The organism is Plantibacter sp. T3 (assembly GCF_902506515.1).
GTDB lineage: Bacteria > Actinomycetota > Actinomycetes > Actinomycetales > Microbacteriaceae > Plantibacter > Plantibacter auratus.
In genome coordinates this window covers 2,613,659-2,639,918 of record NZ_LR733286.1, presented here as the reverse complement: position 1 = coordinate 2,639,918, position 26,260 = coordinate 2,613,659, and the positions used below count along the sequence as shown (strand labels likewise).

Sequence of the window (26,260 nt, the reverse complement as noted above, 5' to 3'; positions counted from 1 at the left end):
ACTGTACGCGCGACCGGAAGCCGTCTCCGACCGGTCCGCTCAGGCCGGACGGGACTCCCCGTCCGCGGCCGGTCGCCAACCGAGGGCGGGCCCGAGCGCGCCGGCGATGTCGGTGAGCAGTTGCGTGTAGTCGTCCGGTTCGAGCGTGAACGGGAGGGCGAAGGCGACCTCGTCGACCTCCTGGAATCCGGCGTGCTCGTGCAGCCGCTCCGCGATCTCCGCACTGCTGCCGACGAGGTCCTCCGCGAAGAGCATCCGCCGCGGCCCATGGGCGACGCCGACGCGGTGCCGTCTCGAGTCGACGTACTCGTGGTACCGGGCGCGTTGGGTCGCGGTCGCGGAGTCCGTCGGGATGACCACGAGCCCCTGTGACACGCGGGCCCGCTCACCCGCCGGGTGGAGTTCTCGGAACCGACGCACCTGGGCGGCCTGGTTCGCGGCGAAGTCCGTCGTGCCGTCCTCGGCGGCGATGACGCTGCTCGTGAGCAGGTTGAAGGACTGCTCACCGGCCCAACCCGCCGACCGCAGGCTGCCGGCTCCGTACCAGAGCCGCTCCGCCAGACCGTCGGCATGCGGCTCGACCCGTGAGGAGTAGTCCTCCTGGCCCTCACGACCGGCGCTGTCGCTGACGACGTCACCGCGGATGAAGGAGCGGAGGCGCAGGACGCGGTCGTAGCCGAGGTCCTCCTGGTCGAGCGTCGACGGATAGATCGCGTGCTTGAACGCGTCGAACCGCATCGGCTCCCCGGTGCTGAAGCCGGGAAGCAGTCTGCCTCCCGAGAGGACGTCGACCGTGCCCAGATCCTCCGCGAGCCGGAAGGGGTTCTCCGCGCCGAGCGGTGTGACCGCGGTACCGAGCGCGATGCGCTTCGTGCGCTGCGTCGCCGCCGCGAGGACGGCGACCGGCGAGGAGATGCCGAACTGCAGGTGCCGGTGCCGCAGCCAGGCGCTGTCGAACCCCAGGCGTTCACCGAGCTCGATGAGCTGCAGGGTCGCCTCGTGCCCGGCCGCCGGCTCCTCGGGGTCGAACAGGCCCATCGTGAGGAACCCGAGTCTGCGGAGCGGTGCTGAGGATCTGGCCATGCAACGACTCTACGACGCCGTTCCGACGCGACGACGCCGCAGGAGCTGGACGTGCCCGCGCCGCGGGTGTCAGCTCGGCGAGCCGGCCAGCACGGTGAACATGGCGCCGATGCTTCCGAGGATGAAGAGCATCGTTCCGAGTTGCATGGTCAGCGACTTGTTCCGGGACGCCGTCGGGACGTCCACCTCCAGGATCGGACAGCCGGACCAACCCAGCAGACCGATGCTCAAACCCACGATGACCGAGCAGCACCACCAGACCACGCGGAGTCCCTCGGCGAGGACCGCCGGTCGCCAACCTGAGCTGAGGAGGAGCCCGAGGACGATCGCGGTGCTCCCGACCGCGACGCCGAACCAGACGGTTCCGGTGCGCATGATGCGCTGGACGTTGTTCTCGGGTGACATGAGGTCCTGTGACACGTGGTGCGGCTTTCTCGAGGTTCCGATTCCTGACGCGGGCCGCATCCGGCCGTCATGGTCGCTCGCAGCCCCGAACAGGAGCATAGACCCGGTCGCGAGGCGCGACTCCCGTTCGACGGGGGCTTGCGCCGACGAGGGTCGCGACACAGACGAAGCCGATCGAGGATCCGTGACGGATCACGCAGACGGCGCCCGGGCCACCCACCGTGCCAGCGTCGCGAGCAGCGCACGGTGCTCCGCCGAGGCGTAGGACCGCTCGTCGTGTCCGAGCGCGTCGACGGCGACGCGCGAGGGCCCCACCTCGCGGACCCACACCGCAGGGAACCGCTCGCCGTCGACGTCGTGCTCGGCGACGGTGGTGCTCCGACCGACGGGTTGCAGCCGCAGGTACTGTTCGTCGTCCACCGGGATGTCGCCGAGCGCTCCGCCGTCGGGCGATGCCAGGCCGCGGACGACGGTCGGGCCCATCGGCGGATGCCAGGACACGCCGGGCAGCCACAGCGCTCCGATCGTCGGCGCCCAGTCCGGGTAGTCGCGGAGTGAGGCGAGCGCCGCATGCATCGCGAGGACACCGATCCCCCGACCGAGTGCCTCCGCGAAGCCGTCGATCGCGGCCGCGGGCGCTCGGCCCTGGTCCTCGGACCGCCACGGGTCGCCGGCGTTGACCACCACGAGCTCCACGCCCTCGAGTCGCGTCATCGCACGGTCGACGTCCTCGTCGATCTCGACCGCGAAGCCGGCCGTCTCCAGGACCTCCGCGATGAGCGGGCTCGTCTGCGCGTACGGGTGCCACGGATCCGCGTACCGACCGCTCCCCGATGCGATGAGTGCTTTCACGGTTCCCCCTCGTCCGATCCGTCGGCGCCGGTCGATTGTGTCCGCGGCCGACGCCTCTCCAGGGTACGGGGCCTCCCCCGACGGCGGGGTCGCCGGTCGATTGTGTCGGCGCATGTCGTCGTCACCTGCGCCCGCCCCGGTCCCGACCGTAGAGTGCCTGTCACCGACGCCGGGGCGTCGACGACGGCCGAGCTGACGGAGAGGACGAGGCGATGCACGAGCGGGACCGAGGGGGCTTCAGCACCCGACAGCTGCACGCCGGTGGTGCACCCGATGCGCCGCTCCAACCCCGGGCGCTGCCGATCTACGCGAGTGCCGGGTTCGTGTTCACGGACTTCGACGAGGCGGAGCGGCGGTTCGGTCCGGACCCTGGTGGATACAGCTACAGCCGGGTCGGCAATCCGACGATCGACGCCGTCGAGCGCCGTCTCGCCGCATTGGAGGGTGGTGTGGACGCGCTGCTCCTCGGCTCCGGACAGGCGGCCGTCGGCGTCGCCCTGCTCTCCCTGCTCGAGGCCGGCGACCATCTGCTGACGGCGCCGAGCCTGTACGAGGGCTCGCGCAGCCTCTTCACGGAGAACTTCGGTCGGCTGGGGATCACCACGAGCGAGGTCGCCGATCCGCTCGACGCCGATGCCTGGGCGCGTGCCATCCGACCCGAGACACGCGCGATCTTCGTCGAGTCCATTCCGAACCCCCGCAACGACCTCACGGATCTCCGTCTCGTCGCCGACGTGGCCCATGCGCACGGGGTCCCGCTCGTCGTCGACAACACCTTCGCCACGCCCTACCTCCTGCGTCCCATCGAGCACGGCGCCGACATCGTCGTCCACTCGGCCAGCAAGTTCCTGGCGGGCCACGGCACCGTGCTGGGCGGGGTCGTCGTCGACGGCGGCACGTTCGACTGGACCGCTCGCGCAGACCGCTACCGACACCTCACCTCGCCGCTCGCCGCACTCGGCGGGCTCAGCCACGTCGAGGCGGACGGGCGTGCCGCTCTCGCCGCCTACGCACGGGCATCGGTCGCGCTGCGTCTCGGCCCGACGCCGTCGCCGTTCAACGCGTTCCTCATCGCACAGGGCATCGAGACGCTGTCACTCCGCGTCCAACGGCAGAGCGAGAACGCCCTCGCCCTCGCGACGTGGCTGGCGGGACGGACGGAAGTGGCCTCGGTCGACTATTCAGGGCTCAGCGACAGTCCGTTCCGGGGCCTGGCGGACCGGTACCTGCCGGATGGACAGGGATCGGTGTTCTCGTTCACCCTGCACGGCGGACGGGACGCAGCGCGGACGGTCATCGACCACGTCGGCCTGTTCACGCGGATGACGAACCTCGGCGACGTCCGGTCGCTGATCCTCCACCCGGCCTCGACCACGCACGCCCAGCGTTCGGCCGAGCAGCTCGCGGCGAGCGGCATCGGCCAGGGACTCGTGCGGATCTCCGTCGGCATCGAGGACGTCGCCGACCTCATCGCGGACCTCGCCTCGGCGTTCGACGCGCTCCCGGTCCGGGAACCGTCGACGAGCACCGGCGCGAGCGTCACGGCGGACGAGGCGGTCGCCGCATGAGCGCCCGGCAACGCTTCGGCTGGTTCCTGTCGCGTGGGTTCGGTCCGCACGGTTGGGGGCATCCGTACCTCGACTGGGACTACCGCTGGCAGGAGCCCGCGCTCTACCAGCAGGCCGTGCGCGAGCTCGAGCAGGCGGGCCTGGACCTCCTGATCATCGAGGACGCCCTCTCGCTGGGGAACCCCGAGACGCTCGACCTCCGCATCCGCGGAGCCTACGGCGGGCCGAAGCACGACCCGCTGAGCCTCGCCCCGTTCCTCTTCGCGGTGACGGAGCGCATCGGCATCATCCCGACCGTGAACCCGTTGCAACTGCCGCCGTACCAGGCGGCACGGCAGTTCGCGACCCTGCAGCACCTCAGTCACGGTCGGTTCGGGGTGAACGTGGTCACCGACGTCGGCAGCAGTCGTCACTTCGGTGAGCCGGTCGTGCCGCACGACGTCGCCTACGAGCGGGCGGAGGAGTGGCTCGACGGCGTGCGCGCGCTCTGGCGGAGCTGGCGACCCGGCGCGTATGTGGGCGACACCGCCTCCGGACGCTTCGCCGACGGCCGCCACCTCGACCGCGTCGAGCATCGCGGCGCACACTACGACTTCGACGGGCCGCTCAACGCCCTCCCCTTCGACGATGACTCCGGTGGCGAGCCCGTCATCGTGTCGCCGGGCTCCTCGCCGCGAGGGCTCGCCTTCACCGGGCGACAGTCGGACGTCCAGCTGGCCCTCGCACCGCTCGACATCCAAAGCCTCCGTGCGTACCGGAGGCGGGTCCTCGACGCCTCGGCTGCCGTCGGTCGGGACACCCCTCCCGCGATCCTGTTCGTGTTCAAGCCCGTCATCGTGGCGAGCAGCGCCGAGGCCGATCGACTCGTCGCGGCCTCGGAACAGCCGGACGACGAGACGCTGCGCTCCGTCGCACTCGCGTGGTCGAGCGACTTGGAGACGGACCTCACCGCGCTCGACCTCGACCGACCGGTGGACCCGGCCGTCTTCGGCGACCACGTGTCGCGCGGCAGCCTCGACGCGTTGCGCGGCCAGCACGAGTCCTTCGCGGCGGCGACGCTCCGGGAGCTGCTCGTGCCGAAGGCACGACTCGGGCGGATCACCGACGGCAGCGGTGCCGTCGGCACGGCGGCTGAGGTGGCCGACCACATCGAACGCGCCGGCGGCGAGGCGGACAACGACGGGTTCATCTTCTCGGGCGACCTCCATCCGGTGACGGTGCACCGCATGCTCGACGAACTCGTACCGATCCTCCGGCGCCGCGGGATCCTTCAGCGTCCGAAGGTCGACGCACCGCACGGACTCCGGAGCTCGTTGCAGGCCCCCTGAAGGATCGCGTCGTCAGCGGCTCGTGTTCAGGGCTGCTCGTGGTTCGGGCAGGTCCAACTCCCCGCGGGCGACGAGCGAACGGACGGACTCGAGGACCGCCTCCGTCGAGGTGTAGGCGGGCTTGTATCCGAGCAGCGACTGTGCCTTGTCGATCGACGCGCAGTGGCTCCGCACCAGGTGCTCCCAGGTGATGTCGGCGTGCTCCGTCGGTGTCTCGGCTCGGAAGTGCTCCCAAGTCACCGACTCGAGCTCGGCCGAGCGTCCGAACCAGCCGGCGACGACGTCGGCGTAGCCACGGACGGTCACCGCGGCGGCGGACGTCACGTTGAGGTCCTCGCCGGCGACACGATCCCGGTTCGCGACGGCGAGCTCGAACGCCTGCGCGACGTCGTCGGCGTGCACGTGGTGCAGGAGCTCGGCACCGAGCCCGGGGATGCGCAGCGGTGAACCGAGTGCGAGGGTCCGCCAGACCCCGAGGTCGAGGTTACCCAGCGGGTTGATGGGCGCCCACCCCGGTCCGACGATGTGCCCGGGATGCAGGGAGGTCGTCACCAGTCCTCCGTCTGCGGTCTCCTGCTGCAGCAGCCGGGCGATCTGATCCTTCTGGACGCCGTAGTCGCCGAACGGCGCCGTCGCGGAGCCCTCGACGATGGGGACGGACGCGCTGGGACCGTAGCGCCAGATCGATCCGCAGTGGAGCAGCTGGCCCGTGTTGCCGCGCAGTCCCTCGACGAGTTCCGTCGCCGAGGCGACCGTGAAGCAGACCAGGTCGATGACGACGTCCGGACCGAGGTCCACGATGCGTCGCGCGAAGACACCGTCCCGGTCCTCGGCCTCCCGATCGGCCCGGATCCGCTCGATCTGGTCCCACTCGGGAGCGTCCGTGTACGGTGACCGATCGCCGCGGCTCACGCTCACGACCTCGTGGCCGGCCCGGACGAGTCGCGGGACCAGGAAGGAGCCGATGTGGCCGGTCCCGCCGATGACGACGATGCGCATGGTGTTCCTCCGTTCGCGCACGACGACGGCGTCGACGGGTGCGCTCTCCGGGAACGCTAATGGACCGGGCCGTCCGACGCACGCCCTTGCGGGAGGCGACGGTGTGACCCGCTAGTCGTCGGAGGGACGTCGCCGCTGCTGTTTGGTGGCGCTCCGCTGCTGTTTCGCGGCGAGGTGGCGTCGCGCCGATCCGCGGGTCGGACGCGTGGGCCGGCGCGTCGGCGCCGGCGGCGCGAGAGCCGACCTGATGCGTGTCGCCAGCGCTTCGAGTGCGAGTTCGCGGTTCCGGAGCTGCGATCGCTCGCGGGAGACGGTCACGGTGATGGCTCCGCCGACCAGCCGGGCGCCGAGCCGCTCGAGCAGTCGGTCGCGCTGCTCATCGGTGAGGACGGTCGACTCGGCCACACTCCACGTCAATTGGACACGGCTGTCGGAGGTGTTCACGTGCTGTCCGCCCGGGCCGGACGACCGGGAGAAACGCCACTGCAGTTCGGCTGCCGGGATCGTCAGTCCGGGCGACACCTCGAGGTCCATGGGGCAAGCGTCTCACGAACCCGCGGCACGGTTCGCGTCCACCGCTGGTTCCGAGCCGGTGCCTCCTATCCTTGACGCTGTGAACGATGCACCAGCCGAACGCGGACGTCAACGCGCCGCGGTCGTCGTCAATCCCTCCAAAGTCGACATCAAGATCCTCCGATCGGCCGTCGCAGCCGCTGAATCGACGCACGGACTGGCACCCTCCACCTGGCACGACACGAGCGCCGACGACGACGGCCGGGGAGCGGCCTCGGCCGCGATCGCCTCGGCCCCCTCGGTCATCCTGGTCGCGGGAGGCGATGGGACGCTGCGGGTCGCCGCCGAGGCCATCGCGTCGACCGGCATCCCCCTCGGGCTGGTCCCGGCCGGAACGGGGAACCTCTTCGCCCGAGCGCTCGGCCTGCCGTTGGGCGACCTCAAGCGGTCGGTCGACATCGCCTGTTCAGGGCGTGACCAGGTGGTCGACGTCGGCCAGGTCAGTCTCGGGCGCAGCGACGGCACGAACCGGGACGAGGTCTTCCTCGTCATGGCCGGTATCGGCCTCGATGCGCACATGGCAGGCCACACCAATGAGCGGCTGAAGCGACGGATCGGCTGGCTCGCCTACTCCGATCCGATCGCGCGGAGCATCATCGGGAACCGGCAGTTCGACCTGCACTATCGACTCGACGACCGCCCGGAGGCGGCCGCCCGAGCGCACACGATCATCGTCGGCAACTCCGGCACGCTCACCGGTGGTGTCCTGCTGCTCCCCGAGGCCGTCGTGGACGACGGGCTGCTCGATGCCGTCATGCTGCGCCCTGGCAAGGGTCCGGGTTGGGGGAACATCGGCTACCGCCTGACGTTCAACCGGATGCTGCACCGCACGCGGTTCGGCCGGCTGGTCGGTCGATTCTCGCCGAAGGCACGCGCGATCAGCTACGCGCAGGCGCGGACGATGCACCTCCGACTCGAGGAGCCGCAGGAGATCCAACTGGACGGCGACTCGCACGGTTCGGTGATCTCGGTCTCGCTGAGGAACCTGCACCACGCCCTGATCGTCCGGGTTCCGAGCGGCCCGGCTGCGCGCCCCGGCGGGCGCTGACCACCGGCTACGGCGCCGCGTCGGTGGGAGCGGCCTCGGGGTCGATCGACGCCGCGAGCCGGTCGATCCGCTCGAGGGCTCGGTCGAACACGGGGACCAGTTCCCACAGGCGCGGCTCATCGGCGCGGACCTCCTCGAGGGAGCCGTGCGCGCTGCGGACGGAACCGAGATCGAAGCTGACGTTGGTCCGAGCTCCCGTGATCGCGGCGCGGAGTGCGCCGATCGCCACCGCCACGTCGGCGATCAACGCCGGGTTGCCGTGCTCGGTGAGCCAGGCGAGATCGTCGATCGCGTCAACGGCATGCTCGCCCAGGCGTGCCGAGGCCGCGGCCGCTTCGATGGACGCAGCACGGATCGCCTCGTCGCGTCCGACGCCGGCCGGTAGACGGAAGGCACTGCCGAACGCTCGCGAGGCGTGGGCGTCCTCGTCGGCCAGACGCAGCGCCAGCTCGGAGCGTGCCTCAGCGCGAGCGCGGAGTGCAGCGATCGTCGCCTCGGCCTCGGCCGAGTCCCGCCCGCTCGCGTCTTCGGTGGCATGCGTGGCTCGGGTGTAGCCGGCGACCATCGCGGTGAGGCCGGCGGCGATCGCCAGCATGAGTCCGGATGCGGCCCCGCCGCCGGGGTTCCCGGTCGCCGTGCCGAGCGCCTGCATCCACGTCGACACGCTCGAGTGCTCCGTCGACACCTCGTCGGTGTCCGCTGATCCCGTCATGGCGACCATTCTCCCGCGTCCGCGTCCGCGTCCGCGTCAGCTCGAGGCGCGGACGATGAGTTCGGTCGGGAACTCCGCGCGGTCCCCCGGGTCCGTCCCGGGCTCCGCCTCGAGGACGAGCTGGACCGCACGCGCGGCCATCGCGCGCATCGGCTGTCGCACGGTCGTCATCGGCGGCGGCATCAACCTGGACTGCGGGAGATCGTCGAAGCCGACGACCCGGATGTCGTCGGGGATGCGGAGCTGGAGCTCTTCAGCGGCGCGGTAGACGCCGTAGGCCATCTCGTCGTTGCAGCTGAAGACGCCGATCGGGAGCCCGCCCTGCCTGAGCAGCTTGCGCACGGAGACGAACGCACTCTCCGAGGACCAGGGCGACGAGATCTCCTCGACCGTCGCCCCGTCGGCGTGCCGTTCGACCGCCGCTCGGAAACCGGCCTCCCTCGCACGGCCGAACCGGTACTTCGGTCGGCCGGTGATGATGAGGAACCGACGCGTCCCCCGCCGGGCGAGATGCCGACCCGCGTCGAAGCCGCCCTGCCAGTCGGTGGACCCGACGCTCGGCAGACTCCGCGCCGGCTCCGCACGCGGATCGAGGAGCGCGACGGGGATGTTGGCCGAGGCGAGGATGTCGAGCTGGGAGACGTTGGGACGGATGAGGCACACGACGACACCGGCCGATCCCCGCGCACGTGCCCGACTGGGCCAGTCGTCGACCATCGACTCGCTCTCCGGGGTGAGCACCAGATCGTAGTTCGCCGCAGCGGCCGCCCGCCGCACGCTCGTCACGACCGTGTTCGCCCAGGGATCGTCCCACTGACTCATCGCCAGGTCGAGCAGACGCGGCACCGAGCGAGGCCGACCTCGACGTTGCGCGGCCCGGTCGTAGCCGAGGTCGTGCGCTGCAGCGAGGATGCGGTCCCGGGTGTCCGGGGATGCATGGCGCTTCCCGGCGAGCACCCGGGAGACGAGCGACACCGAGCACCCGGATCTCGCGGCGACGTCCGCGAGCGTCACGCTGAGGTCGTCCCGCTCCGGCGTCGTCGTCATGGCTCCATGGTCCCGCATCCCGGGGTGCTGCGCGTGCCCACCCCGGTGGTCAGGCCCCCTCGGCGGTCAGCACGCGGAGCTCGGTGCACCGCGGGGTCTCGCGATCCGCCTGCGCGACGAGCGCGAACCGCCGGACACCCCACCCGGCGCTGGTGGGCGTCAGCGGGTACTCGGCCCACTCCAGGTCGTCGTCTCGCCCGCCCTCCTGCGGAGCGACCGGCGTGCCGTCGATCTCCAGGGTGAAACCGTGGCCCGCCGGGTCGTGCAGCCAGGTCACTCTGACGACCCGGCCGAGGAGATGCGGGTCGACGAGCGTCACGGACAGACGCTCCGCCGTGCTCCGCCAGCGGACACCACCCACCGCGCCGCTGGCGCTGGCCACCCCCTCGAACCCGTGATCCGCCTCCGGCTGCTGCTCGCCCAGAGCGACCCGGTCGACCGTCCGTCCGTCGATGCTCGCGGCGCGTCGATCCCGCTCGACCAAGGCGGTGCGGCGCCGAGCGATGGCATCCTCGTCCGCCGTCGACGCCACGGGGAACGTGACGGTGTACCGCGCGTCGTGCAGGCCTGCGAACGGTTCCAATGGGATCGGTCCTCGGTCGGAGTCGATCCGGAGTCGCCCGTCGGCGTCCCGGTAGGGCACAGCCGACCGCGGGACGATCGGTGCCGAGGCGAGCGGGGTCAGCGGGCCGACGGCGGTATGCGGGGCATGGGCGCGGCCGGCCAGCACCACGTCGGTCGGCAGCGACTCGCCACGGGCGGCCAGGACGGACGGACCCCAGAGGAGCGAGGTCCAGTCCGAGCCGTCCGGATACGGTTCGGCGCGGCCACCCATCGTGAGCTCGAACGACACGGTGTCGCCGTCGCTCCACTCACGATCCACGGCGAGATGGCCGCGTTCGAGTCCGGCGGTCACTGGAGCGCCGTTGACGAACACCTCGGGTGTCGGAACACTCCACCCGGGGACTCGGACGCGGAGACGGAACCGCCGCGGGCCGGCGAGCCCGAGGGTGAGTCCGACCACGCCGTCGGACGGGAAGGCCGTCCGTTGCTCCAGCTTGAGACCGAGTTCCGGGATCCGCACGACGGAGGGCGCGAAAAGCTCGACCGACACCGTGTCGTCGTCGAACCGGTACAGCGACTCACCGTGTTTCGCGTGGCTCTCCAGGCCGGTCCCGACGCAGCACCAGAAGCTGTACGCCGGCGAGGAGTAGACGCGGTAGTGGTCGGGTCGCATCGAGGTGAAGTAGACGAGCCCACCGTGCTCGGGGTGCTGCGACGACAGGAGGTGGTTGAAGAGGATCCGTTCGAGCGCGTCGGCGATCGCCGGGTCGGACTCGTCGGCGCTGAGCCGTCGGCCGAGTTTGATCAGGTTGTAGCTGTTGCAGGTCTCCGGCCCCTCCCGGTCCTCGGTCATCGGGGTGAAGTCGTCGACGGCGTGGAAGTGCTCCCGGACACTGTTGCCACCGATCGCGACCGTGCGCCGCGTCAGGATCGTCTCCCAGGCGAACCGCGCCGCACCGGAGAGGGCTGCATCACCATTCCGCGCGGCGAGCGCGGCGAAGCCGACGAACTGCGGGATGCGGGTGTTGGCGTGCAGGCCGGTCAGTTCATCGGACCGGCGCGACAGCGGTTCGCTGAGGGCGGTCGACGTGAAGCGGGCGGCCATCGCGAGATGGCGGGGGTCGCCCGTGAGGTCGAAGAGGTCGACGTACGCCTCGTTCATTCCGCCGATCTCGGTCTCGAGCATGAGCTGGAAGTGCTCGTCGTCGATCCCTGCGGCGAGCTCCTCCCACCACGTGGCGAGGCGCAGGACGACATCGCGCGCCACCTGACTCCCGGTCAGGCGGGCAGCATCGATGAGACCGGCGTACAGCTTGTGCAGGTTGTACCAGGGCACCCAGCGGCCGGCGCGGAAGGTCGACTCGGTGATCCCCGCTGCGACCTCGGCCCAGAGTTCGGCACTCCGAGGGACACCACCGACGTATCCGGTCCCCAGATGATCCTGTGCGCGGGCCAGTTCGGCGACCGTGTACTCCAGTCGGGAGCGCAGGACGTCGTCTCCCGTGGAGGCGACCATCAGGGAGCAGGCCGAGAGGTAGTGCCCGGCGGTGTGGCCGTCGAGTCCGCGCACCTCCCAGTCGTCGTAGGACGCCGCCCGGGGTTCCAGGCCCGCCTCACGGAGGAACGGGGCGAGCAGGCGATCGGGCTCGAGGGCTCGCAGGTACGCGCGGTCGGCCTCCTGCGCCTGGAACAGGGGCCCACCCGTGAGGGTGACCTGGGAGATCGGGACGAACGGCATGGTCAGGCCTTCCTCGCGTCGACGCGCCGCCAGTCCACGCGGAGCTCGCGCGGCCCGACCAGCTCCCGCCGGCTGCCGGTCACCTCGATCGTGTGGGTGAGTGGACGCTCGAGTGCCGACGGCCCGGCGGACAGGACATACGTCCCCGGTTCGACCACCCGACGGCCGTCGACCCCGGTGAAGGACAGCCGGTCGGCCGACACCGAGAAACGCACCGTGGCCGACGTCCCGGCAGCGACCGTGAGGCGTGCGAACGCGAGCAGCTCGACCGACGGGCGCACGACCGAGGCCACCGGATCCGTGCCGTAGAGCTGGATCACCTCGACGGCGTCCTCGACACCCACGTTCTCGACCGTGACGTCGACGAGGACCTCACCGTCGACGGCGAGGCCCGTCGCGCTCGTGAGCGAGCGGTAGCGGACGTCCCCGGCGGTGAGGCCGTGACCGAAGGGAAAGAGCGGTGTGGGGTCGAGCACGCTGATCCCGCGGGAGGCCAGACCGAGCGGCGGCTGCAGGTAGGTGCCCGGCATGGCCGGCGAGCGAGGGATCTGGACCGGGAGACGTCCGCTCGGCTGCACGCGGCCGGACAGCAGCCCCGCGACGGCCGCCGCGCCCTCCTGGCCGGGGAAGAACGCCTGGACCAGTGCGTCGGCCCGGTCGTAGTCCCCCAGCGCATAGGGTCGCCCGGACAGTACGGTCAGGACGACGGGCGTCCCGGTCGCGAGGACGGCGAGCACGAGGTCGTGCTGGCCCCCGGGGAGGCGCAGGTCCTCGGCGTCACAGCCTTCTCCCGAAGTACCATCGCCGAACAGGCCCGCGATGTCGCCCACGGCCAGCACGACGACGTCGGCTGAACGGGCGGCCTCGACGGCGGCCGGAACGCCCTCCCGACCGGTCCCGGTGATGCTGCATCCCGGTTCGACGACGATGTCCGCCGCCGGGAACTCGGTACGCACCGCGTCCAGGATCGTCGGGATGGTGATGCCGAGATCGTGCCCGGGGTGCTTCGACAGCACGTGGTTGGGGAACGCGTAGCAGCCCACGAGACTGCGGAACTGGTCGGCCGCCGGCCCGATCACGGCGACGCGCGCGGTGGTCTGGAGCGGGAGGACGGCGCGGTTCCGGAGGAGGACGACCGACTCCTCGGCCAGGCGCGTCGCGATGGCGCGGTTGCGGGGGCCGTCGAGATCGGTCGATGCGGCGTGCTCCGGCACGAGCGGACCCCCGTCGAGCAGGCCGAGCTCGATCTTCTGCCGCAGGTGCCGGAGCACGGCCCGGTCGACCAGCCGCTCGTCGAGCGCCCCGTCCTGGACGAGCCCGACGAGGCCGGCGCCGTAGCCGGCGGTCTCCGGGAGCTCGACGTCGATCCCGGCGGTGAGGGCGAGCGCGCCGGCTTCCGCCGCGTCGCTCGCGACATGGTGCATGGTCGCCAGGAACGGGATCGCCCAGTAGTCGGCGACGACGGTGCCGTCGAAACCCCAGTCGTCGCGCAGGATGCCGGTGAGCAACTCGACACTGGCGCCCGCGGGGACGCCGTCGAGATCGGTGTAGGCGTTCATCACGCTTCGCGCTCCCCCGAGCCGGATCGCCGTCTCGAACGGCGGAAGCACGACATCGGCGAGCTCGCGGAGCCCCATGCTCACCGGGGCGTGGTTCTTCGCGCCTCGGGAGGCGGCGTAGCCCGCGAAGTGCTTGAGCGTCGCCACGACCCCGGACCGCTCGAGACCACGCACGTACGCGGCGCCGAGCTGGCCGACGAGGTAGGGGTCCTCTCCCAGCGTCTCCTCGACCCGGCCCCAGCGGTAGTCCCGGACGACGTCGAGGACCGGCGCGAGTCCCTGATGGACACCGACCGAACGGAGGTCGTCTCCGATCGCCTCAGCCATCCGCTCCACGAGCTCCTCGTCGAACGAGGCGGCCCAGGCGAGCGGCGTCGGGAAGGCGGTCGCACCGTACGCGGCGAACCCTGTCAGACACTCCTCGTGTGCGATCGCGGGGATGCCGAACCGGTTGCCGGCCACGACCTGCCGTTGCCGTTCCCGCAGGCGATCGACGCCCTCGGCCACCGTCACCGGTTCGGTCCCGAAGATGCGCGTCAACTGCCCGAGGCCACCCGTGAAGTCGCCGGTGGGCGCCGATGTCGGCGCAGCCGGGTCGTCGGAGCCGTCCACGCTCGGCGCGAAGTCGCCCGCCGTGTCGGTGAACCAGACCGAACCGAGCTGACCGACCTTCTCCTCGAGGGTCATCTCATCGAGGAGTGCTCGCGCCCGCTCGACGGGTGACGCCCGTCGGTCGTTCCAGACGCCGCGGACGATGCCCGACGTGGTCGGCGTGACGCCGTCGTGTTGCAGGGTCATCCCTTGAACGCTCCGTCCATGATCCCCGTCACCATGCGCTTCCCGACGAAGATGAACGCGATGAGCAGTGGGATGGTGGCCAGGAACGACCCGGCCATCGCCAGGCCGAGGTCGATCGACCGCTGCGACTGCAGGGCCTTGATCGCGATCTGGACCGTGTACATCTCGGGCGACTTCAGGACGATGAACGGCCAGAGGAAGTCGTTCCAGGATCCGACGAAGCCGAGCAGTCCCAGGACGAACGCCGCCGGTCGGATGACCGGGAAGACGATCCGCCAGAAGATCTGCCAGGTGTTGGCACCGTCGAGCCTCGCCGCCTGGAGCAGCTCGTCGCTCACGGAGCTCGAGATGTGCTGACGCATCCAGAAGATGCCGAACGCGCTCGCGAGGCCGGGGACGATGAGTGCCTGCAAGGTGTCGACCCAGTCGAGCGCGGAGATGATCAGGTACTGCGGGATCACGCTCAGCTGCGTCGGCACGGTCATGGTGAGGACGACGAGGATGAACAGCGCGTTGCGGCCGCGGAACTCCAGTTTCGCGAAGGCGAACCCGGCCAGGGCGCAGAGCAGGGCCGATCCGACGCCGATCGACAGCGCGACGATGAGGCTGTTGATCATCGATTGGATGAACGGCACGGTCTCGAGCACGAGCCCCACGAGGTGGAACAGGTTGTCGCCCGGATACAGCCGCGGTGGCAGGGTGGTCGCCGTCGCCGAGTCCGTGGTCGCGACGACGAACATGAAGTACAGCGGGAACATGCTCACGATGACGGCGCACACGAGGAGGACGTAGGTGTACCAGGGGATGCGGCCGATCCGGCCGCCGTTCCGTTTCCGGCCGGCGGAGGTCGCGCTCGCCATCAGCTGGGTGGAGTTGAGCGTCTCGGACATCAGCGTCCTCCTCGGGTGCGGGTGGACAGGAAGAAGTTCAGCAAGGCGACGAGGACGACGATCACGAACAGCGCGACGCCGATCGCCGAGCCGTATCCGAACTCGAACTGGCCGAAGCCCTGCTCGTAGAGGAACAGCGTGAGCGTCTGGCACTGTCGTGCCGCACCGCAGGTGAGGCCGGTGGCCGGGTTCACCAGCAGTGGTTCGGTGAACACCTGGAGCCCGCCGATCGTCGACGTGACGATCGTGAACACGATGATGGGACGCAACGACGGGATGGTGATGTAGACGAACTGCTTCCAACCGCCGGCACCGTCGACGGCGGCCGCCTCGTACACGTCGCGAGGGATCGCCTGCAGTGCCGCCAGGTAGAGCAGCGTCGTGTAGCCCGTCCACCGCCAGACGACCATGAGCGCGACGAGGAACCACGAGCCGACCTTGTCGTTGAGGAAGTCGACGTGATCACCGCCGAAGAAGCTGATGAGGTAGTTGAAGAGCCCGTAGTCACGGTCGAACAGCTGGGCGAACACGATCGTGGTCGCGGCGACCGAGGTGATGTACGGCACGAGCATCGCCATCCGGAACCCGGTGGCGAAGCGCAGGCGGACGTGGTTCAGCAGGTGGGCGAGGCCCAGGGCGATGACCAGCTGCGGCACCGTGGAGATGATGAAGATCGCGAAGGTGTTGAGCATCGCGTTCCAGAACCGTGGGTCGGCCGCGAGCCTGGTGAAGTTGTCGAAGCCGATGAAGGTCTGCTGACCGATCGGGTTCCAGTCGAAGAGGGACACCACGAAGGTGAACAGGAGCGGGATCAGGCCGAAGACGGCGAAGATCAGGAAGAACGGGGCGATGTAGACGTAGGGGGCGAAGCGTTCCGGCAGGGTGTTGCGGATCCGCGTCCCGATACCGGGTGGCGATTGTTTCGGCAGCAGCCGAGGTGGGGCGATGTGCGTGGTCACGATGTTCCTTCAGGGGCGTTCCGGCGTGTTGCTCGGCCGGAACGCCCCGGGTCGGAGCGGACGGGTGGACGGGGTCGTCGGGTCAGCCGCCGAGGGCGTCTTTCACGGCCTTCATCGCGACGTCCCACGCCTTGTCCGGTGGGGTGTTGCCGGCTTCGACGTCCGTCACGGTGTTGATCATCGCCGAACCGATCGTCGCCGTCTCCGGACCGTTGAAGAACGGCTTGAACTCCTGCAAGGACTTGCCGAGCACGGCACCGATCTTCGAGTCGCCGAAGAACGGGTCGGTGTAGTCGGCGATCGCGGTGGACTCGTACGCGGAGACCGTGCTGGGCAGGGCGCCGGTGTCGGTGAAGTTCTGCAGCTGCGACTCGGGTGACTGCATCTCCTTGATGTAGGCCCACGCCGCCTCCGGGTTCGCCGCGCGCTTCGGGATGGCGAGGTAGCTGCCGCCCCAGTTGCCGGCGACCTTGGGCACCGTCGTCACGCGCCACTGGCCCGAGGTGTCGGGCGCGTCCGTCTTGATGCTCTTCAGCATCCAGGACGGAGCTGCCATCGCGGCGAAGGCGCCGTTGGTCTTGCCCGTGCTCCAGCCAGTGGAGAAGGCGGGGACGTTCGCGGTGATGCCGGCCTCGATCGCCTTGATCGAGATGTCGAACGCCTCCTTCACCTGCGGATTCGTGTCGTACACGAGCTCACCCTCGGGCGTGTAGTACTTCTCGTCGACCTGGTTCACGGTCTGGAAGAAGACCGAGGTGCCGGCGTTGTCGAGGAACGGCTTCCCGGTGGCGGCGACGTACTGCTGGCCGACGGAGATGAAGTCGTCCCAGGTGGGCCAGAGTGCCGCGACCTCGTCCGGGTCGGACGGCAGGCCGGCGGCCTCGAAGAGGTCGGCGCGGTACGCCATCGACATCCCGCCCACGTCGGTCGGTACCCCGATGACGGCGTCGTTCTGGGCCACCGCCTGGTCCCAGACCCACGGCAGGTAGTCCCCGGAGATGTCGTCGGCACCCATCGTGCTCAGGTCGACGAAGTTGTCGGGGTTGGCGACGAAATTGGGCATGTCGTCCCCCTGGATGAGCACCAGGTCGGGGACCTTACCGCCGGCCAACGCCGCGGTGAGCGCCTGGGCGGTCTCCTGCGTGCTGCCGACCTCGGTGAGTTTGACGGTGATGTCGGGGTGCGCTTCCTTGTACTTCTCGACATCGGCCTTCTGGTTGATGCCCGTGAAGGACCAGAACTGGAAGGTCTTGTCATCGCCGCCGCCGGACCCGGAACAACCGGTGACCAGGGCGCCGACCATGACGGCGACGGTTGCTGCTGCTGCAAGACGGAATTTCACTGGAAATCCCCCTCCTATGCGGGATCGTGTTCCGCGGTGTCGCGCTACGTTGCGGTCACCGGCCGGAGATCGCTCTCCGGCTCGCGCCGATGTCGACTGGATCGGGGAGCATCCGGACCGTTCGGGCGTGGTGATCACCATAGGCAGCGGGGTTCCAGGGCACCAGGGCAATATTGCGCAACTCGGAGACCGCTCTCTCGGATTCTGCGATGCTCGTTGCCAGACCACCGGCAGGTGGACGATCGCAAAGGAGCGAGGATGCGCAAACCGACCCTGGTCGACGTCGCCCGAGAGGCCGGCGTCTCCCGAGCGACCGCGTCGCGGGTCCTCGCCGGTGCCTCGACGGTCGACGCCTCGATGGTCGTCGCAGTGCGCGAAGCGGCCGCGAGACTGGCCTACCGCACGAACGTCGCAGCCCGGTCGCTCGCCGGAGGCAGGACGGGCGCCGTCGCGATCGTCCTCGCGGCGGGCGAGCTCGAACCGTTCTCCGGATCGTTCGTCGCGGCACCGCTGAAGGGCGCCACCGCCGCGCTCCTGTCGGCAGCCCAGCAGCCCGCGCTCTTCCTCGCCGACCCGCGCCAACTCGACGCGCTCGTCGCCTACCTGGCGGCGCACTACGTGGACGGGGCGGTGGTGATCCTGCAGCACGAGATCAGTACCATCACCCAGGCGCTCGCCTCGGTGGACCTCCCCATCGTCTTCGTCGGCCGCCCGATGGGTGAGCACACGGAGGACGTCACCTTCGTCGACTCCGACAACTACGCCGGCGGTCGGCTCGCGGCCGAACACCTGATCGCGCTCGGCCGCACGCGGATCGGCGTCATCTCGGGCCCTGCCGACATGGCCGCGTCCAGCGACCGTGTCCGAGGCTGGCGAGACGTCCTCACCGAACGCGGCCTCGACACCCGTGCGGTCGCCCGAGGCGACTTCACCATGCCGAGCGGGTCGTCGGCCATGGCACGGTTGCTCTCCCGGTACCCGGACCTCGACGCCGTCTTCGCGGGTTCCGACCTCATGGCGGTCGGAGCGATGCGCGTCCTCGAGGCCAGTGGCCGCACGGTCCCGGACGACATCGCGCTCGTCGGATTCGACGACACGGTCGTCGCGGCAACCGCGGAGCCACCGCTGACCTCGGTCCGTCAGCCGTTGGAGCAGATGGGCAGGGTCGCCGCGGAACTCGTCATGGAGCTCATCGCCGGTCGGACGACCGCTCCGCGCTGGCTCGACACCACGCTCGTCGTCCGGGACTCAGCCTGACCTTCGGCCCACCGGCCGTCACACCCGCCTCACCGACCGCTCCGGAGGAACCATGTCCGACCTCTCAGCGACGCTCGAACACCGCGTCGTCCATCTGCAGTGCGACGGCCTCTCCGTCGTCCTCGTCCAGCACGGGACCCGCCTCCCGACGATCGCGCACTGGGGTGCCGCCGTCGATGCCGACGACCTCGAGTGGCTTGCCGCGGCCACAGCCACCGTGCGCGGCGACCTCGTCGACGGATCGGACGCGCCGTACGAGCCGAGCCTGTTGCCCGAGCACGCGTCGGGCTGGTCGGGTCTCCCCGGCCTCCGGGCGCATCGCGCCGGGACGGCCTGGTCGTCGCGCTTCGACGTGGCCTCGGTCGAGGTCGACAGAGCGGCCCTCCCGGCCGGCGAGGTGCGGCAGTGCGGCGCCGCGCTGGTCGAGGTGACCGCGGTCGACGACCAGACCGGCATCGCTCTCCTCGTGGCGATCGAACTGACACCGAGTGGCCTGCTGCGCACGCGCGTGACGGTCACGAACCGGGGCGACGATCTCCTGGAGATCGAGGGTGTCGTGCCGGCCCTCCCGATCCCGACGTCGGCTCGGGAGATCCTCGACTTCGCCGGTCGGTGGGGCAACGAGAAGCTGCCGCAGCGGCTTCCGGTCACGACCGGGACACACCTCCGCGAGTCGCGGCACGGTCGCCCCGGTCTCGACGCCACCGGGGTCACCGCGATCGGAATACCGGGGTTCGACAGCCGGACCGGTGACGTCTGGCTGTGCCACGTCGGTTGGAGCGGCAACCACACGATCGGCGTCGAACGCACCGACGGACACCTCGCGTTCCGTGGCGGCGAGCTGCTCCTGCCCGGCGAGGTCCGACTCGGCCCTGGCGAGGACCACCGGACTCCATGGGTGTACGGGGCCTACGGCGTCGGCCTCGATGCCGCCTCGTCGCGGTACCACCGTTGGCTGCGCTCGACCTCGCGGGCGGCTCGGCGTCCGCGCCCCGTCACCCTGAACGTCTGGGAGGCGGTCCTGTTCGATCATGACCTCGACGTCCTCTCCGAGTTGGCGACACGGGCCGCGGCCATCGGCGTCGAGCGCTACGTGCTCGACGACGGATGGTTCCGCGGACGTCACGACGACACCCGCGGCCTCGGCGACTGGACACCGGACCCCGAGCGTTGGCCGGACGGTCTCGCGCCGCTCGCCGACCGAGTGCGATCGCTCGGCATGGAGTTCGGGCTGTGGTTCGAACCCGAGATGATCAACGAGGACTCCGACCTCGCACGCGAGCACCCGGACTGGATCCTGCGGGCGAGGGACGAGCTCCCGTCGCCCGTCCGGCACCAGCAGGTGCTCGATCTCGGCAATCCGGCGGCCTTCGATCACATCCTGCAGGCCATCGACACACTGGTCCGCGAGCTCGGGATCGCGTACCTGAAATGGGACCACAACCGCGACCTCGTCGATGCCGGGCATCCGTCGACCGGGCGGGCAGCCGTGCACGACCAGACCGAAGCCCTCTACCGGCTGCTCGACGAGATCCGATCGCGGCACCCGCACCTCGAGATCGAGAGCTGCGCGTCTGGCGGAGGCCGCGTCGACCTCGGCATCCTCGAACGGTCCGATCGAGTCCACACCTCCGACAACCACGACCCGATCGAGCGGGCCCGCATGCTCCGGTGGACGGGGCTCCTCGTCCCGCCCGAGATGCTGGGATCGCACGTGGCCTCGGCCAGATCGGCCACGACCGGACGCACGCACACGCTCCACACCCGGTGCGCGGTCGCCCTCCTCGGGCACTTCGGCGTGGAGTGGGATCTGCGCGAGCTCGACGATGCGGATCGGACGACCCTCGCCAGATGGATCGCCGTGTTCACGCATCATCGCGGACTCATCGCCACCGGCCGCGTCGTCGGCGACGGCGAGTGGGACCACGACGCTCCGACCCTGCGCGGGGTCGTCGCGGAGGACGGTACCACCGCGCTGTACACCCTCGTGACTCCCCCGCGGTCGGCCGACTCCCGTCGTCGGGTCCGCCTTCCCGGACTCCGCCCGGACGGTCACTACCGCCTCGCCGTCGCGCAGGACGACTCCCTCGGCCCGCGCTGGGTGATCCCCCACTGGCTCCGGGATGCGCCGCCACTCGACGCCGACCCGGCCACGCTCGCGGCGGCGCCCGTGCTGAGCGGTGGCCAGCTCGCCGTGATCGGCCTCGACCTCCCCACCTTCCAGCCCGACCGCGCGATCACGATCCTCGTGACCGCCGTCTGACCCACGACCCGCTGCACAGAACAGGACCACATCACCCATGGACTCCACTGCGACCGTCACCGTCGACCTCGACCGGCCGGGCCCCACGATCAATCGACACGTCTACGGCCACTTCGCGGAACACCTCGGGCGCGGGATCTACGACGGCTTCTGGGTCGGCGAGGACTCGCCCGTGCCGAACATCGGCGGCATCCGGCTCGACGTCGTGGAGGCGCTCCGCGAACTGCGCATCCCGAACCTCCGCTGGCCGGGCGGATGCTTCGCGGACCGCTATCACTGGACGAGCGGCATCGGACCTCGCGAGGACCGCCCGAAGCTCGTCAACACGCAATGGGGCGGGACGAGCGAGACCAACGCGTTCGGCACCCACGAGTTCATGGAGCTGTGCGAGCTCCTCGGCGCCGACGCCTACGTCTCGGGCAACCTCGGTTCGGGCACGGTGCAGGAGATGGCCGACTGGATCGAGTACCTGACCGGTGCCGGGGAGACCCCGATGGCCGAGTTGCGTCGGGCGAACGGCCGGGAGGAGCCCTGGGACGTCCCGTTCTGGGGGCTGGGAAACGAGCCTTGGGGGTGCGGTGGCAACCTGCGCGCCGGCGCGTACGCGGACCTGGCACGCCAATTCGGCACGTTCTGCGAGAGCGGCGGGAAGGTCCCGCTCTACCGGGTCGCCGCCGGCGCCGACGAGTTCGACGTGGCCTGGACCAAGACGCTGATGGAGGTCGTCGCCGACGTGGCCACCCACCCGTTCTCGGCGACCCCCTGGGAAGCCGTCTCGGTGCACTACTACACGATCGGCGGCAGCTGGAAGGCGAAGGGCAGCGCGACCGGGTTCGACGCCGCGGAGTACTGGAGCACGATCACCGCAGCACAGGGCGTCGAGCAGCTGCTGTCGTCGCACGCCGCCGTCATGGACGTGTACGACCCGGAGGAACGGTTCGGCATGGTGCTCGACGAGTGGGGCACCTGGTGGGACGTCGAGCCGGGCACGCACCCCGGGCATCTGTTCCAGCAGAACACCATCCGCGACGCCATGGTCGCGGCCTGGCACTTCGACGTGTTCCACCGCTTCGCGGGCCGGCTGCGCATGGCCAACATCGCGCAGACGGTCAACGTCCTGCAGGCGATGCTCCTGACCGATCCCGACGGCGGCGAGATGGTCCGGACGCCCACCTTCCACGTCTTCGAGATGAACAGCCCGCACCAGGACGCCACGTCCCTCCCGACGCACGTGGTCGGGCCGGTCCGCGACGCCGACGCCGCACACGCGGGTGGCATCCCGACCGTCTCCGCCTCGGCGAGCGTCAAGGACGGCGTCCTCCATTGCTCGCTGACGAACGTCGACCTCGACGCGCCACTCGTCATCGAGGTCGACGTCCGTGGCGGGTCCGTGGTCGAGCCGCACGGCCGGCTGCTCACCGCTGCGCGGCCCGACGCCCACAACCGTCCCGGTGAGACCGACGCCGTGTCACCGCGACCGCTCACGGGTCTCGACGTCACACCGACGGGTCTTCGCGTCACGCTCCCACCGCACTCGTTCGCCACGATCACGGCTCAGGTCGTCGCTCCATGAGCGAGGTGGAGATCGCGGTCACCGAGGTGCGTGCAGCACGTCGGGCGCGGGCGGACCGCCCGCCGATGGGCTGGAACAGCTGGGACTGCTTCGGAGGGTCCGTCACGGAGGCCGAGGTACTTGCCAACGCCGCGTTCCTGGCCGAGCACCTGCTGCCCGTCGGGTGGGACACGGTGGTCGTCGACATCCAGTGGTACGAACCGGCGCCCGGCGTCGGCGACTACGAGCGCATCTCCCAGCCGACGCTCGACGCCTGGGGCCGACCGCAACCCGCGCCGAACCGGTTCCCGTCTGCGGCGTCGGGCGGCTTCCGCGCGCTCGCCGACCGCGTGCACGCGCTCGGGCTCCGTTTCGGGGTGCACCTCATGCGAGGCGTGCCGCGGCGGGCTGTCGACCTCGAGCTGCCGATCCTCGGCTCGACCGCCCATTGCGGGGAGATCGCGGATCCGACGAACGTCTGCCCGTGGAATCCCGACAACGTCGGCGTCGACCTGACCGCCCCCGGCGCCCAGGCCTACTACGACTCGGTCATGGCGCAGCTCGCCGAGTGGGGTGTCGACCTCGTCAAGCTCGACGACGTGCTCTACCCACCGATCCAGACCGCCGAGATCGAGGCCATCTCGCGCGCGATCGACGCGACCGGTCGACCGATGGTGCTCAGCCTGTCCCCGGGGAAGCGACTTTCGACCGAGCACCTCGACACCCTTCGATCGACGGCGCAGCTGTGGCGGATCTCGGACGACCTCTGGGACGACTGGTCGGCGGTACGCGAACAGTTCCAGCGCCTGGCCCGCTGGGCGCCCCTCCAGCGTCCGGGGGCGTGGGCCGATGCGGACATGCTCCCGCTCGGGCGGATCGGCATCCGAGCCCACGTCGGTTCGGACCGGCTGAGCCGCCTCACCCTGGCCGAACAACGGACGCTCATGACCCTCTGGTGCATCGGCCGGTCGCCGCTCTTCTTCGGCGGCCACCTCCCGGACACCCCGGCGCACACGCTCGCGCTCCTGACGAACCCGGACGTGCTCGCACTGCTCGGCAGCGACGGGAGCCGGGAGATCATCCGCGACGGCGACCTCGTCGTCTGGGCGGCTGAGCTCGGCGAGACCCGGTGGCGCGCGGTGTTCTGGCTCGGGGATGCGGACACCGAGCTGCGGGTCCACCTGGCCGATCTCGGTTGCGCCGATCGATCGTCCGTCACGGAGCTGTGGAGTGGTCGGCCGTTGCCGGTCGTCGACGGTGCCGTCGACACGGCCCTGCCCGCGCATGGTGCCGTGCTGCTCCGACTCGACCACTGATGGATCACCGACAGCAGCGCGTCGAGCGTCATCGAATCGAACTCGACGGACCGGCCACCCGGTTCGTCGATCGGTTCCTCATCGGGAACGGGACGTTGGGCGCGGCGCTCGACGGCGTGCCCGGACGGGAGGGCATGGACCTCTCCCTGGACACGTTGTGGTCGGGAGGTCCGCGACGCCCCGGTGGTGGGCTGGCGGGCCGCCCGCGTCCCGGCACGTTGGCGTCCGTTCGCCGGGCGATCGCCGACGGCGATTCCGTGGCGGCCGATGCCCGCGCGGCTGCACTGCGCGGGAGCACGTTCACCGAGTCCTTCCAGCCGCTCGGCCGCCTCACGATCGATTACGCGTCGCCCGACGACGGTTCGCGCTCGACACGGACCTCCGATCTCGCGCGCGGCGTCGTCGAGACGACGTCCACGAGCGGTGGCGAGGCGGTCACGCTCCACGCGTTCGTGTCGGCGGTGGACGACGTGCTGGTCGTCGAGCTGCTGGGTGACGGTGTCCGTGAACCGCTGGTCGGGTTCGCGACGCCGCACCCGTCGAGGACGGAGGAGCGCACGGTCGGCGACACCCGGTGGTGGTCGGCGACCGGCCGTGCGCCGGCGAGCGTGCGACCCTCGTATCTCGGCGGTGACGATGACGAGGCCATCCGTTACCCGACCGACGTCCCGGACGCCGACGGTCTCGTCGACGCAGGCATGGCCTGGGCGCTGGTGGTCGCGGTGCAGCCGATCCCGGGCGGGTTCCGCCTCGTCGCCGGTGCACGTTCCGGGCACCGCGGGTGGCGAGAACGACCGTCGGGCGACCCGTCCACGCTGCTGGAGCACACCCAGGGGACGGTCTCGCGTGCGTTGCAGCGATCCAGCGAAGCGCTGCTCGATCGGCACGTCGCCGACCATCGGTCGCTCTTCGACCGCGTCGACCTGGACCTCTCGGCATCGGCGTGCGCGTCGGCCGACCTCGCGGAGCGCTACTTCGACCTCGGACGGGCGCTCCTCATCGGCAGCTCCCGACCGGGGACCGAACCGGCGAACCTCCAGGGGGTCTGGAACGATCAGGTCAGGCCACCCTGGAGCGGGAACTTCACCACCAACATCAACCTCCAGATGAACTACTGGCCGGCGGAGAGCACCGGCCTGGGTGACCTGGTCGAGCCACTCACCCGGTTCATCGGCGAACTGGTGGACGCCGGGCAGCGCACCGCCGGCGAGTCCTACGGCCTCGACGGGGCGGCAGCCCACCACAACAGCGACCTCTGGAGGCACACGGACGCCGTGCCGCTCGACGCGCACTGGGCGAACTGGCCGAGCGCGCTCCCCTGGCTCGTCGCGCACCTCCACCGCCGTCTGGACGACGGCGGTGCTGATCACGCCGCACGCGTCGCCGTCCTGCAGGCCGTCGAGCCGGTGGTCTCGTTCGTCCTGGGAATGGTCGTCACGGATGCCGCCGGATCGCTGGTCGTGAGTCCGTCGACCTCACCGGAGAACCGGTTCGTGGTCGACACGGATCACACGGCGGCAGTGACGGCCGGCGTGGCGATGGACCAGGAGCTGGCGCACGAGTGCCTCCGCGAGTACCTCGCCCTCGCGGAGCGGGTCGGCGACGGCATCGCGGACGTCGGGCTCCTGGCTCGAGCACGCGACACCGTGGCCACCCTCCGACTGCCGCAGGTCGGCCGCGACGGAACACTCCTGGAGTGGGCCGAGGAGCGGGAGCCGACCGAGCCCGGCCACCGACACCTCTCCCACCTGTACGGCCTGTACCCGGGGACCCGGATCACCGAATCGGCCACGCCCGAGCAATTCGAGGCAGCCCGACGCGCACTGCGACGGAGACTCGCGAACGGCGGTGGCGGAACCGGGTGGAGCATGGCCTGGGTCCTCTGCCTGGCCGCACGACTCCGTGATCCGGGGCTCGCGTCCGAGGCGCTCGACACGCTGCTCGGTCCGCTGTCATCGGCCTCGCTGCTCGACCTGCACCCGATGGGCGACCTCGACGACGTGTTCCAGGTCGACGGCAACCTGGGTGGGACGGCCGGTGTCGTCGAGCTGCTCGTCCAGGGGCACGGCGGTGTCCTGTCGCTGCTGCCGACCCTCCCGGCCGAGTGGTCGGCCGGCAGCTTCCGGGGGTTCCGGGTCCGGGGTGGACACGTCGTGGATGTCGAGTGGAGCCGTCATCGCCCCGTCGCGGCGACCCTGCGTCTCACGGCCGGCGGCGTGCTCGTCGAGCTCCCGGATGACGGCTCGATGATCGCCATCGCGGGCCCTGGCGGCGCACTGCCGACCCGGTTGGAGGACGGCGCGCCGGCCGGGCGGCGGCGGATCAGGCTCGACGAGCCCGGTGTCCACCGGCTTGAGTTCGCGCGTCCGCCCGGCGATCCGGAGGACTGACCGCCTCCTCCGGACGT

General features: G+C 70.5%; 20 protein-coding genes. 8 read left to right on the top strand and 12 right to left on the bottom strand.

Annotated elements, in window-relative coordinates; genetic code table 11:
• Positions 1-39 precede the first annotated feature (39 nt).
• The 3 genes from GV015_RS12595 to GV015_RS12585 form a co-directional block, all read right to left on the bottom strand.
• Entirely contained in the window at positions 40-1,083 is a 1,044-nt protein-coding gene (locus tag GV015_RS12595; protein ID WP_159878683.1) for an LLM class flavin-dependent oxidoreductase, read from the bottom strand.
• Between the two features lie 69 nt (positions 1,084-1,152).
• On the bottom strand, positions 1,153-1,503 hold the full coding sequence (locus GV015_RS12590; protein ID WP_064293749.1) for a hypothetical protein: 351 nt from the start codon (positions 1,501-1,503) through the stop codon (positions 1,153-1,155).
• A gap of 177 nt (positions 1,504-1,680) precedes the next feature.
• Positions 1,681-2,340 carry a ThuA domain-containing protein gene (locus GV015_RS12585; RefSeq protein WP_159878681.1) on the bottom strand — a complete coding sequence of 220 codons (660 nt, stop codon included), beginning with the start codon at positions 2,338-2,340 and terminating at the stop codon, positions 1,681-1,683.
• Positions 2,341-2,552: 212 nt separating this feature from the next.
• Here GV015_RS12585 and GV015_RS12580 point away from each other — a divergent pair, with 212 nt between their 5' ends.
• Positions 2,553-3,908: an O-acetylhomoserine aminocarboxypropyltransferase/cysteine synthase family protein gene (locus GV015_RS12580; RefSeq protein ID WP_159878679.1), complete on the top strand. Its 1,356-nt coding sequence runs from the start codon at positions 2,553-2,555 to the stop codon at positions 3,906-3,908.
• Positions 3,905-5,236 carry an LLM class flavin-dependent oxidoreductase gene (locus GV015_RS12575; RefSeq protein WP_159878677.1) on the top strand — a complete coding sequence of 444 codons (1,332 nt, stop codon included), beginning with the start codon at positions 3,905-3,907 and terminating at the stop codon, positions 5,234-5,236. The genes GV015_RS12580 and GV015_RS12575 overlap by 4 nt, the downstream gene beginning before the upstream one ends.
• Before the next feature lie 12 nt (positions 5,237-5,248).
• Here GV015_RS12575 and GV015_RS12570 read toward each other — a convergent pair whose 3' ends face one another.
• Both GV015_RS12570 and arfB read right to left on the bottom strand, forming a co-directional pair.
• Positions 5,249-6,235 (bottom strand): NAD(P)-dependent oxidoreductase, encoded by a 987-nt coding sequence (locus tag GV015_RS12570; protein WP_159878675.1) that lies wholly within the window; start codon positions 6,233-6,235, stop codon positions 5,249-5,251.
• Between the two features lie 111 nt (positions 6,236-6,346).
• Positions 6,347-6,769 carry an alternative ribosome rescue aminoacyl-tRNA hydrolase ArfB gene (arfB, locus tag GV015_RS12565; RefSeq protein ID WP_159878673.1) on the bottom strand — a complete coding sequence of 141 codons (423 nt, stop codon included), beginning with the start codon at positions 6,767-6,769 and terminating at the stop codon, positions 6,347-6,349.
• A gap of 79 nt (positions 6,770-6,848) precedes the next feature.
• On the opposite strand from arfB, the gene GV015_RS12560 reads away from it, so the two are divergent.
• On the top strand, positions 6,849-7,856 hold the full coding sequence (locus tag GV015_RS12560; protein ID WP_236555440.1) for a diacylglycerol kinase family protein: 1,008 nt from the start codon (positions 6,849-6,851) through the stop codon (positions 7,854-7,856).
• A gap of 7 nt (positions 7,857-7,863) precedes the next feature.
• Here GV015_RS12560 and GV015_RS12555 read toward each other — a convergent pair whose 3' ends face one another.
• From GV015_RS12555 to GV015_RS12525, 7 genes are all read right to left on the bottom strand, one after another.
• Positions 7,864-8,568, bottom strand: coding sequence for a cyclodeaminase/cyclohydrolase family protein (locus GV015_RS12555; RefSeq protein WP_159878669.1), 705 nt, complete (start codon positions 8,566-8,568; stop codon positions 7,864-7,866).
• Positions 8,569-8,604: 36 nt separating this feature from the next.
• The gene (locus GV015_RS12550; protein ID WP_158596572.1) at positions 8,605-9,615 is read right to left on the bottom strand and encodes a LacI family DNA-binding transcriptional regulator; all 1,011 of its coding nucleotides are present in this window, start codon (positions 9,613-9,615) and stop codon (positions 8,605-8,607) included.
• Between the two features lie 49 nt (positions 9,616-9,664).
• Positions 9,665-11,917: a beta-L-arabinofuranosidase domain-containing protein gene (locus tag GV015_RS12545; protein ID WP_159878667.1), complete on the bottom strand. Its 2,253-nt coding sequence runs from the start codon at positions 11,915-11,917 to the stop codon at positions 9,665-9,667.
• A gap of 2 nt (positions 11,918-11,919) precedes the next feature.
• Positions 11,920-14,274 (bottom strand): beta-glucosidase, encoded by a 2,355-nt coding sequence (locus tag GV015_RS12540; protein WP_159878665.1) that lies wholly within the window; start codon positions 14,272-14,274, stop codon positions 11,920-11,922.
• Positions 14,271-15,164 carry a carbohydrate ABC transporter permease gene (locus tag GV015_RS12535; protein WP_162852288.1) on the bottom strand — a complete coding sequence of 298 codons (894 nt, stop codon included), beginning with the start codon at positions 15,162-15,164 and terminating at the stop codon, positions 14,271-14,273. Before GV015_RS12535 ends, GV015_RS12540 begins: the two co-directional genes overlap by 4 nt.
• Complete coding sequence (locus GV015_RS12530; RefSeq protein ID WP_079705845.1) at positions 15,164-16,123, bottom strand: carbohydrate ABC transporter permease; 960 nt, start codon at positions 16,121-16,123, stop codon at positions 15,164-15,166. The genes GV015_RS12535 and GV015_RS12530 overlap by 1 nt, the downstream gene beginning before the upstream one ends.
• 82 nt (positions 16,124-16,205) lie before the next feature.
• On the bottom strand, positions 16,206-17,465 hold the full coding sequence (locus tag GV015_RS12525; protein WP_159878663.1) for an ABC transporter substrate-binding protein: 1,260 nt from the start codon (positions 17,463-17,465) through the stop codon (positions 16,206-16,208).
• Positions 17,466-17,723: 258 nt separating this feature from the next.
• Here GV015_RS12525 and GV015_RS12520 point away from each other — a divergent pair, with 258 nt between their 5' ends.
• From GV015_RS12520 to GV015_RS12500, 5 genes are read left to right on the top strand one after another with little or no spacing between them, the layout of a single operon-like run.
• Entirely contained in the window at positions 17,724-18,722 is a 999-nt protein-coding gene (locus tag GV015_RS12520) for a LacI family DNA-binding transcriptional regulator (protein WP_124769272.1), read from the top strand.
• Positions 18,723-18,774: 52 nt separating this feature from the next.
• Positions 18,775-20,985 carry an alpha-galactosidase gene (locus GV015_RS12515; RefSeq protein WP_159878661.1) on the top strand — a complete coding sequence of 737 codons (2,211 nt, stop codon included), beginning with the start codon at positions 18,775-18,777 and terminating at the stop codon, positions 20,983-20,985.
• Between the two features lie 37 nt (positions 20,986-21,022).
• A complete protein-coding gene (locus GV015_RS12510; RefSeq protein WP_159878659.1) occupies positions 21,023-22,558 on the top strand; it encodes an alpha-N-arabinofuranosidase in 1,536 nt (511 codons plus the stop codon).
• Positions 22,555-23,853 (top strand): glycoside hydrolase family 27 protein, encoded by a 1,299-nt coding sequence (locus GV015_RS12505; protein WP_236555439.1) that lies wholly within the window; start codon positions 22,555-22,557, stop codon positions 23,851-23,853. Before GV015_RS12510 ends, GV015_RS12505 begins: the two co-directional genes overlap by 4 nt.
• Complete coding sequence (locus tag GV015_RS12500; RefSeq protein WP_159878657.1) at positions 23,853-26,243, top strand: glycosyl hydrolase family 95 catalytic domain-containing protein; 2,391 nt, start codon at positions 23,853-23,855, stop codon at positions 26,241-26,243. Before GV015_RS12505 ends, GV015_RS12500 begins: the two co-directional genes overlap by 1 nt.
• The last annotated feature ends 17 nt before the right edge of the window (positions 26,244-26,260 follow it).

What these genes read in the sequence shown, in the direction of transcription:
- GV015_RS12540 (WP_159878665.1), bottom strand. Translation starts at nt 14,274, where the DNA reads ATGACCCTGCAACACGACGGCGTCACGCCGACCACGTCGGGCATCGTC.
- GV015_RS12510 (WP_159878659.1), top strand. Translation starts at nt 21,023, where the DNA reads ATGGACTCCACTGCGACCGTCACCGTCGACCTCGACCGGCCGGGCCCC.
- GV015_RS12520 (WP_124769272.1), top strand. Translation starts at nt 17,724, where the DNA reads ATGCGCAAACCGACCCTGGTCGACGTCGCCCGAGAGGCCGGCGTCTCC.
- GV015_RS12535 (WP_162852288.1), bottom strand. Translation starts at nt 15,164, where the DNA reads ATGTCCGAGACGCTCAACTCCACCCAGCTGATGGCGAGCGCGACCTCC.
- arfB (WP_159878673.1), bottom strand. Translation starts at nt 6,769, where the DNA reads ATGGACCTCGAGGTGTCGCCCGGACTGACGATCCCGGCAGCCGAACTG.
- GV015_RS12575 (WP_159878677.1), top strand. Translation starts at nt 3,905, where the DNA reads ATGAGCGCCCGGCAACGCTTCGGCTGGTTCCTGTCGCGTGGGTTCGGT.
- GV015_RS12595 (WP_159878683.1), bottom strand. Translation starts at nt 1,083, where the DNA reads ATGGCCAGATCCTCAGCACCGCTCCGCAGACTCGGGTTCCTCACGATG.
- GV015_RS12570 (WP_159878675.1), bottom strand. Translation starts at nt 6,235, where the DNA reads ATGCGCATCGTCGTCATCGGCGGGACCGGCCACATCGGCTCCTTCCTG.
- GV015_RS12580 (WP_159878679.1), top strand. Translation starts at nt 2,553, where the DNA reads ATGCACGAGCGGGACCGAGGGGGCTTCAGCACCCGACAGCTGCACGCC.
- GV015_RS12505 (WP_236555439.1), top strand. Translation starts at nt 22,555, where the DNA reads ATGAGCGAGGTGGAGATCGCGGTCACCGAGGTGCGTGCAGCACGTCGG.
- GV015_RS12550 (WP_158596572.1), bottom strand. Translation starts at nt 9,615, where the DNA reads ATGACGACGACGCCGGAGCGGGACGACCTCAGCGTGACGCTCGCGGAC.
- GV015_RS12515 (WP_159878661.1), top strand. Translation starts at nt 18,775, where the DNA reads ATGTCCGACCTCTCAGCGACGCTCGAACACCGCGTCGTCCATCTGCAG.
- GV015_RS12555 (WP_159878669.1), bottom strand. Translation starts at nt 8,568, where the DNA reads ATGACGGGATCAGCGGACACCGACGAGGTGTCGACGGAGCACTCGAGC.
- GV015_RS12500 (WP_159878657.1), top strand. Translation starts at nt 23,853, where the DNA reads ATGGATCACCGACAGCAGCGCGTCGAGCGTCATCGAATCGAACTCGAC.
- GV015_RS12545 (WP_159878667.1), bottom strand. Translation starts at nt 11,917, where the DNA reads ATGCCGTTCGTCCCGATCTCCCAGGTCACCCTCACGGGTGGGCCCCTG.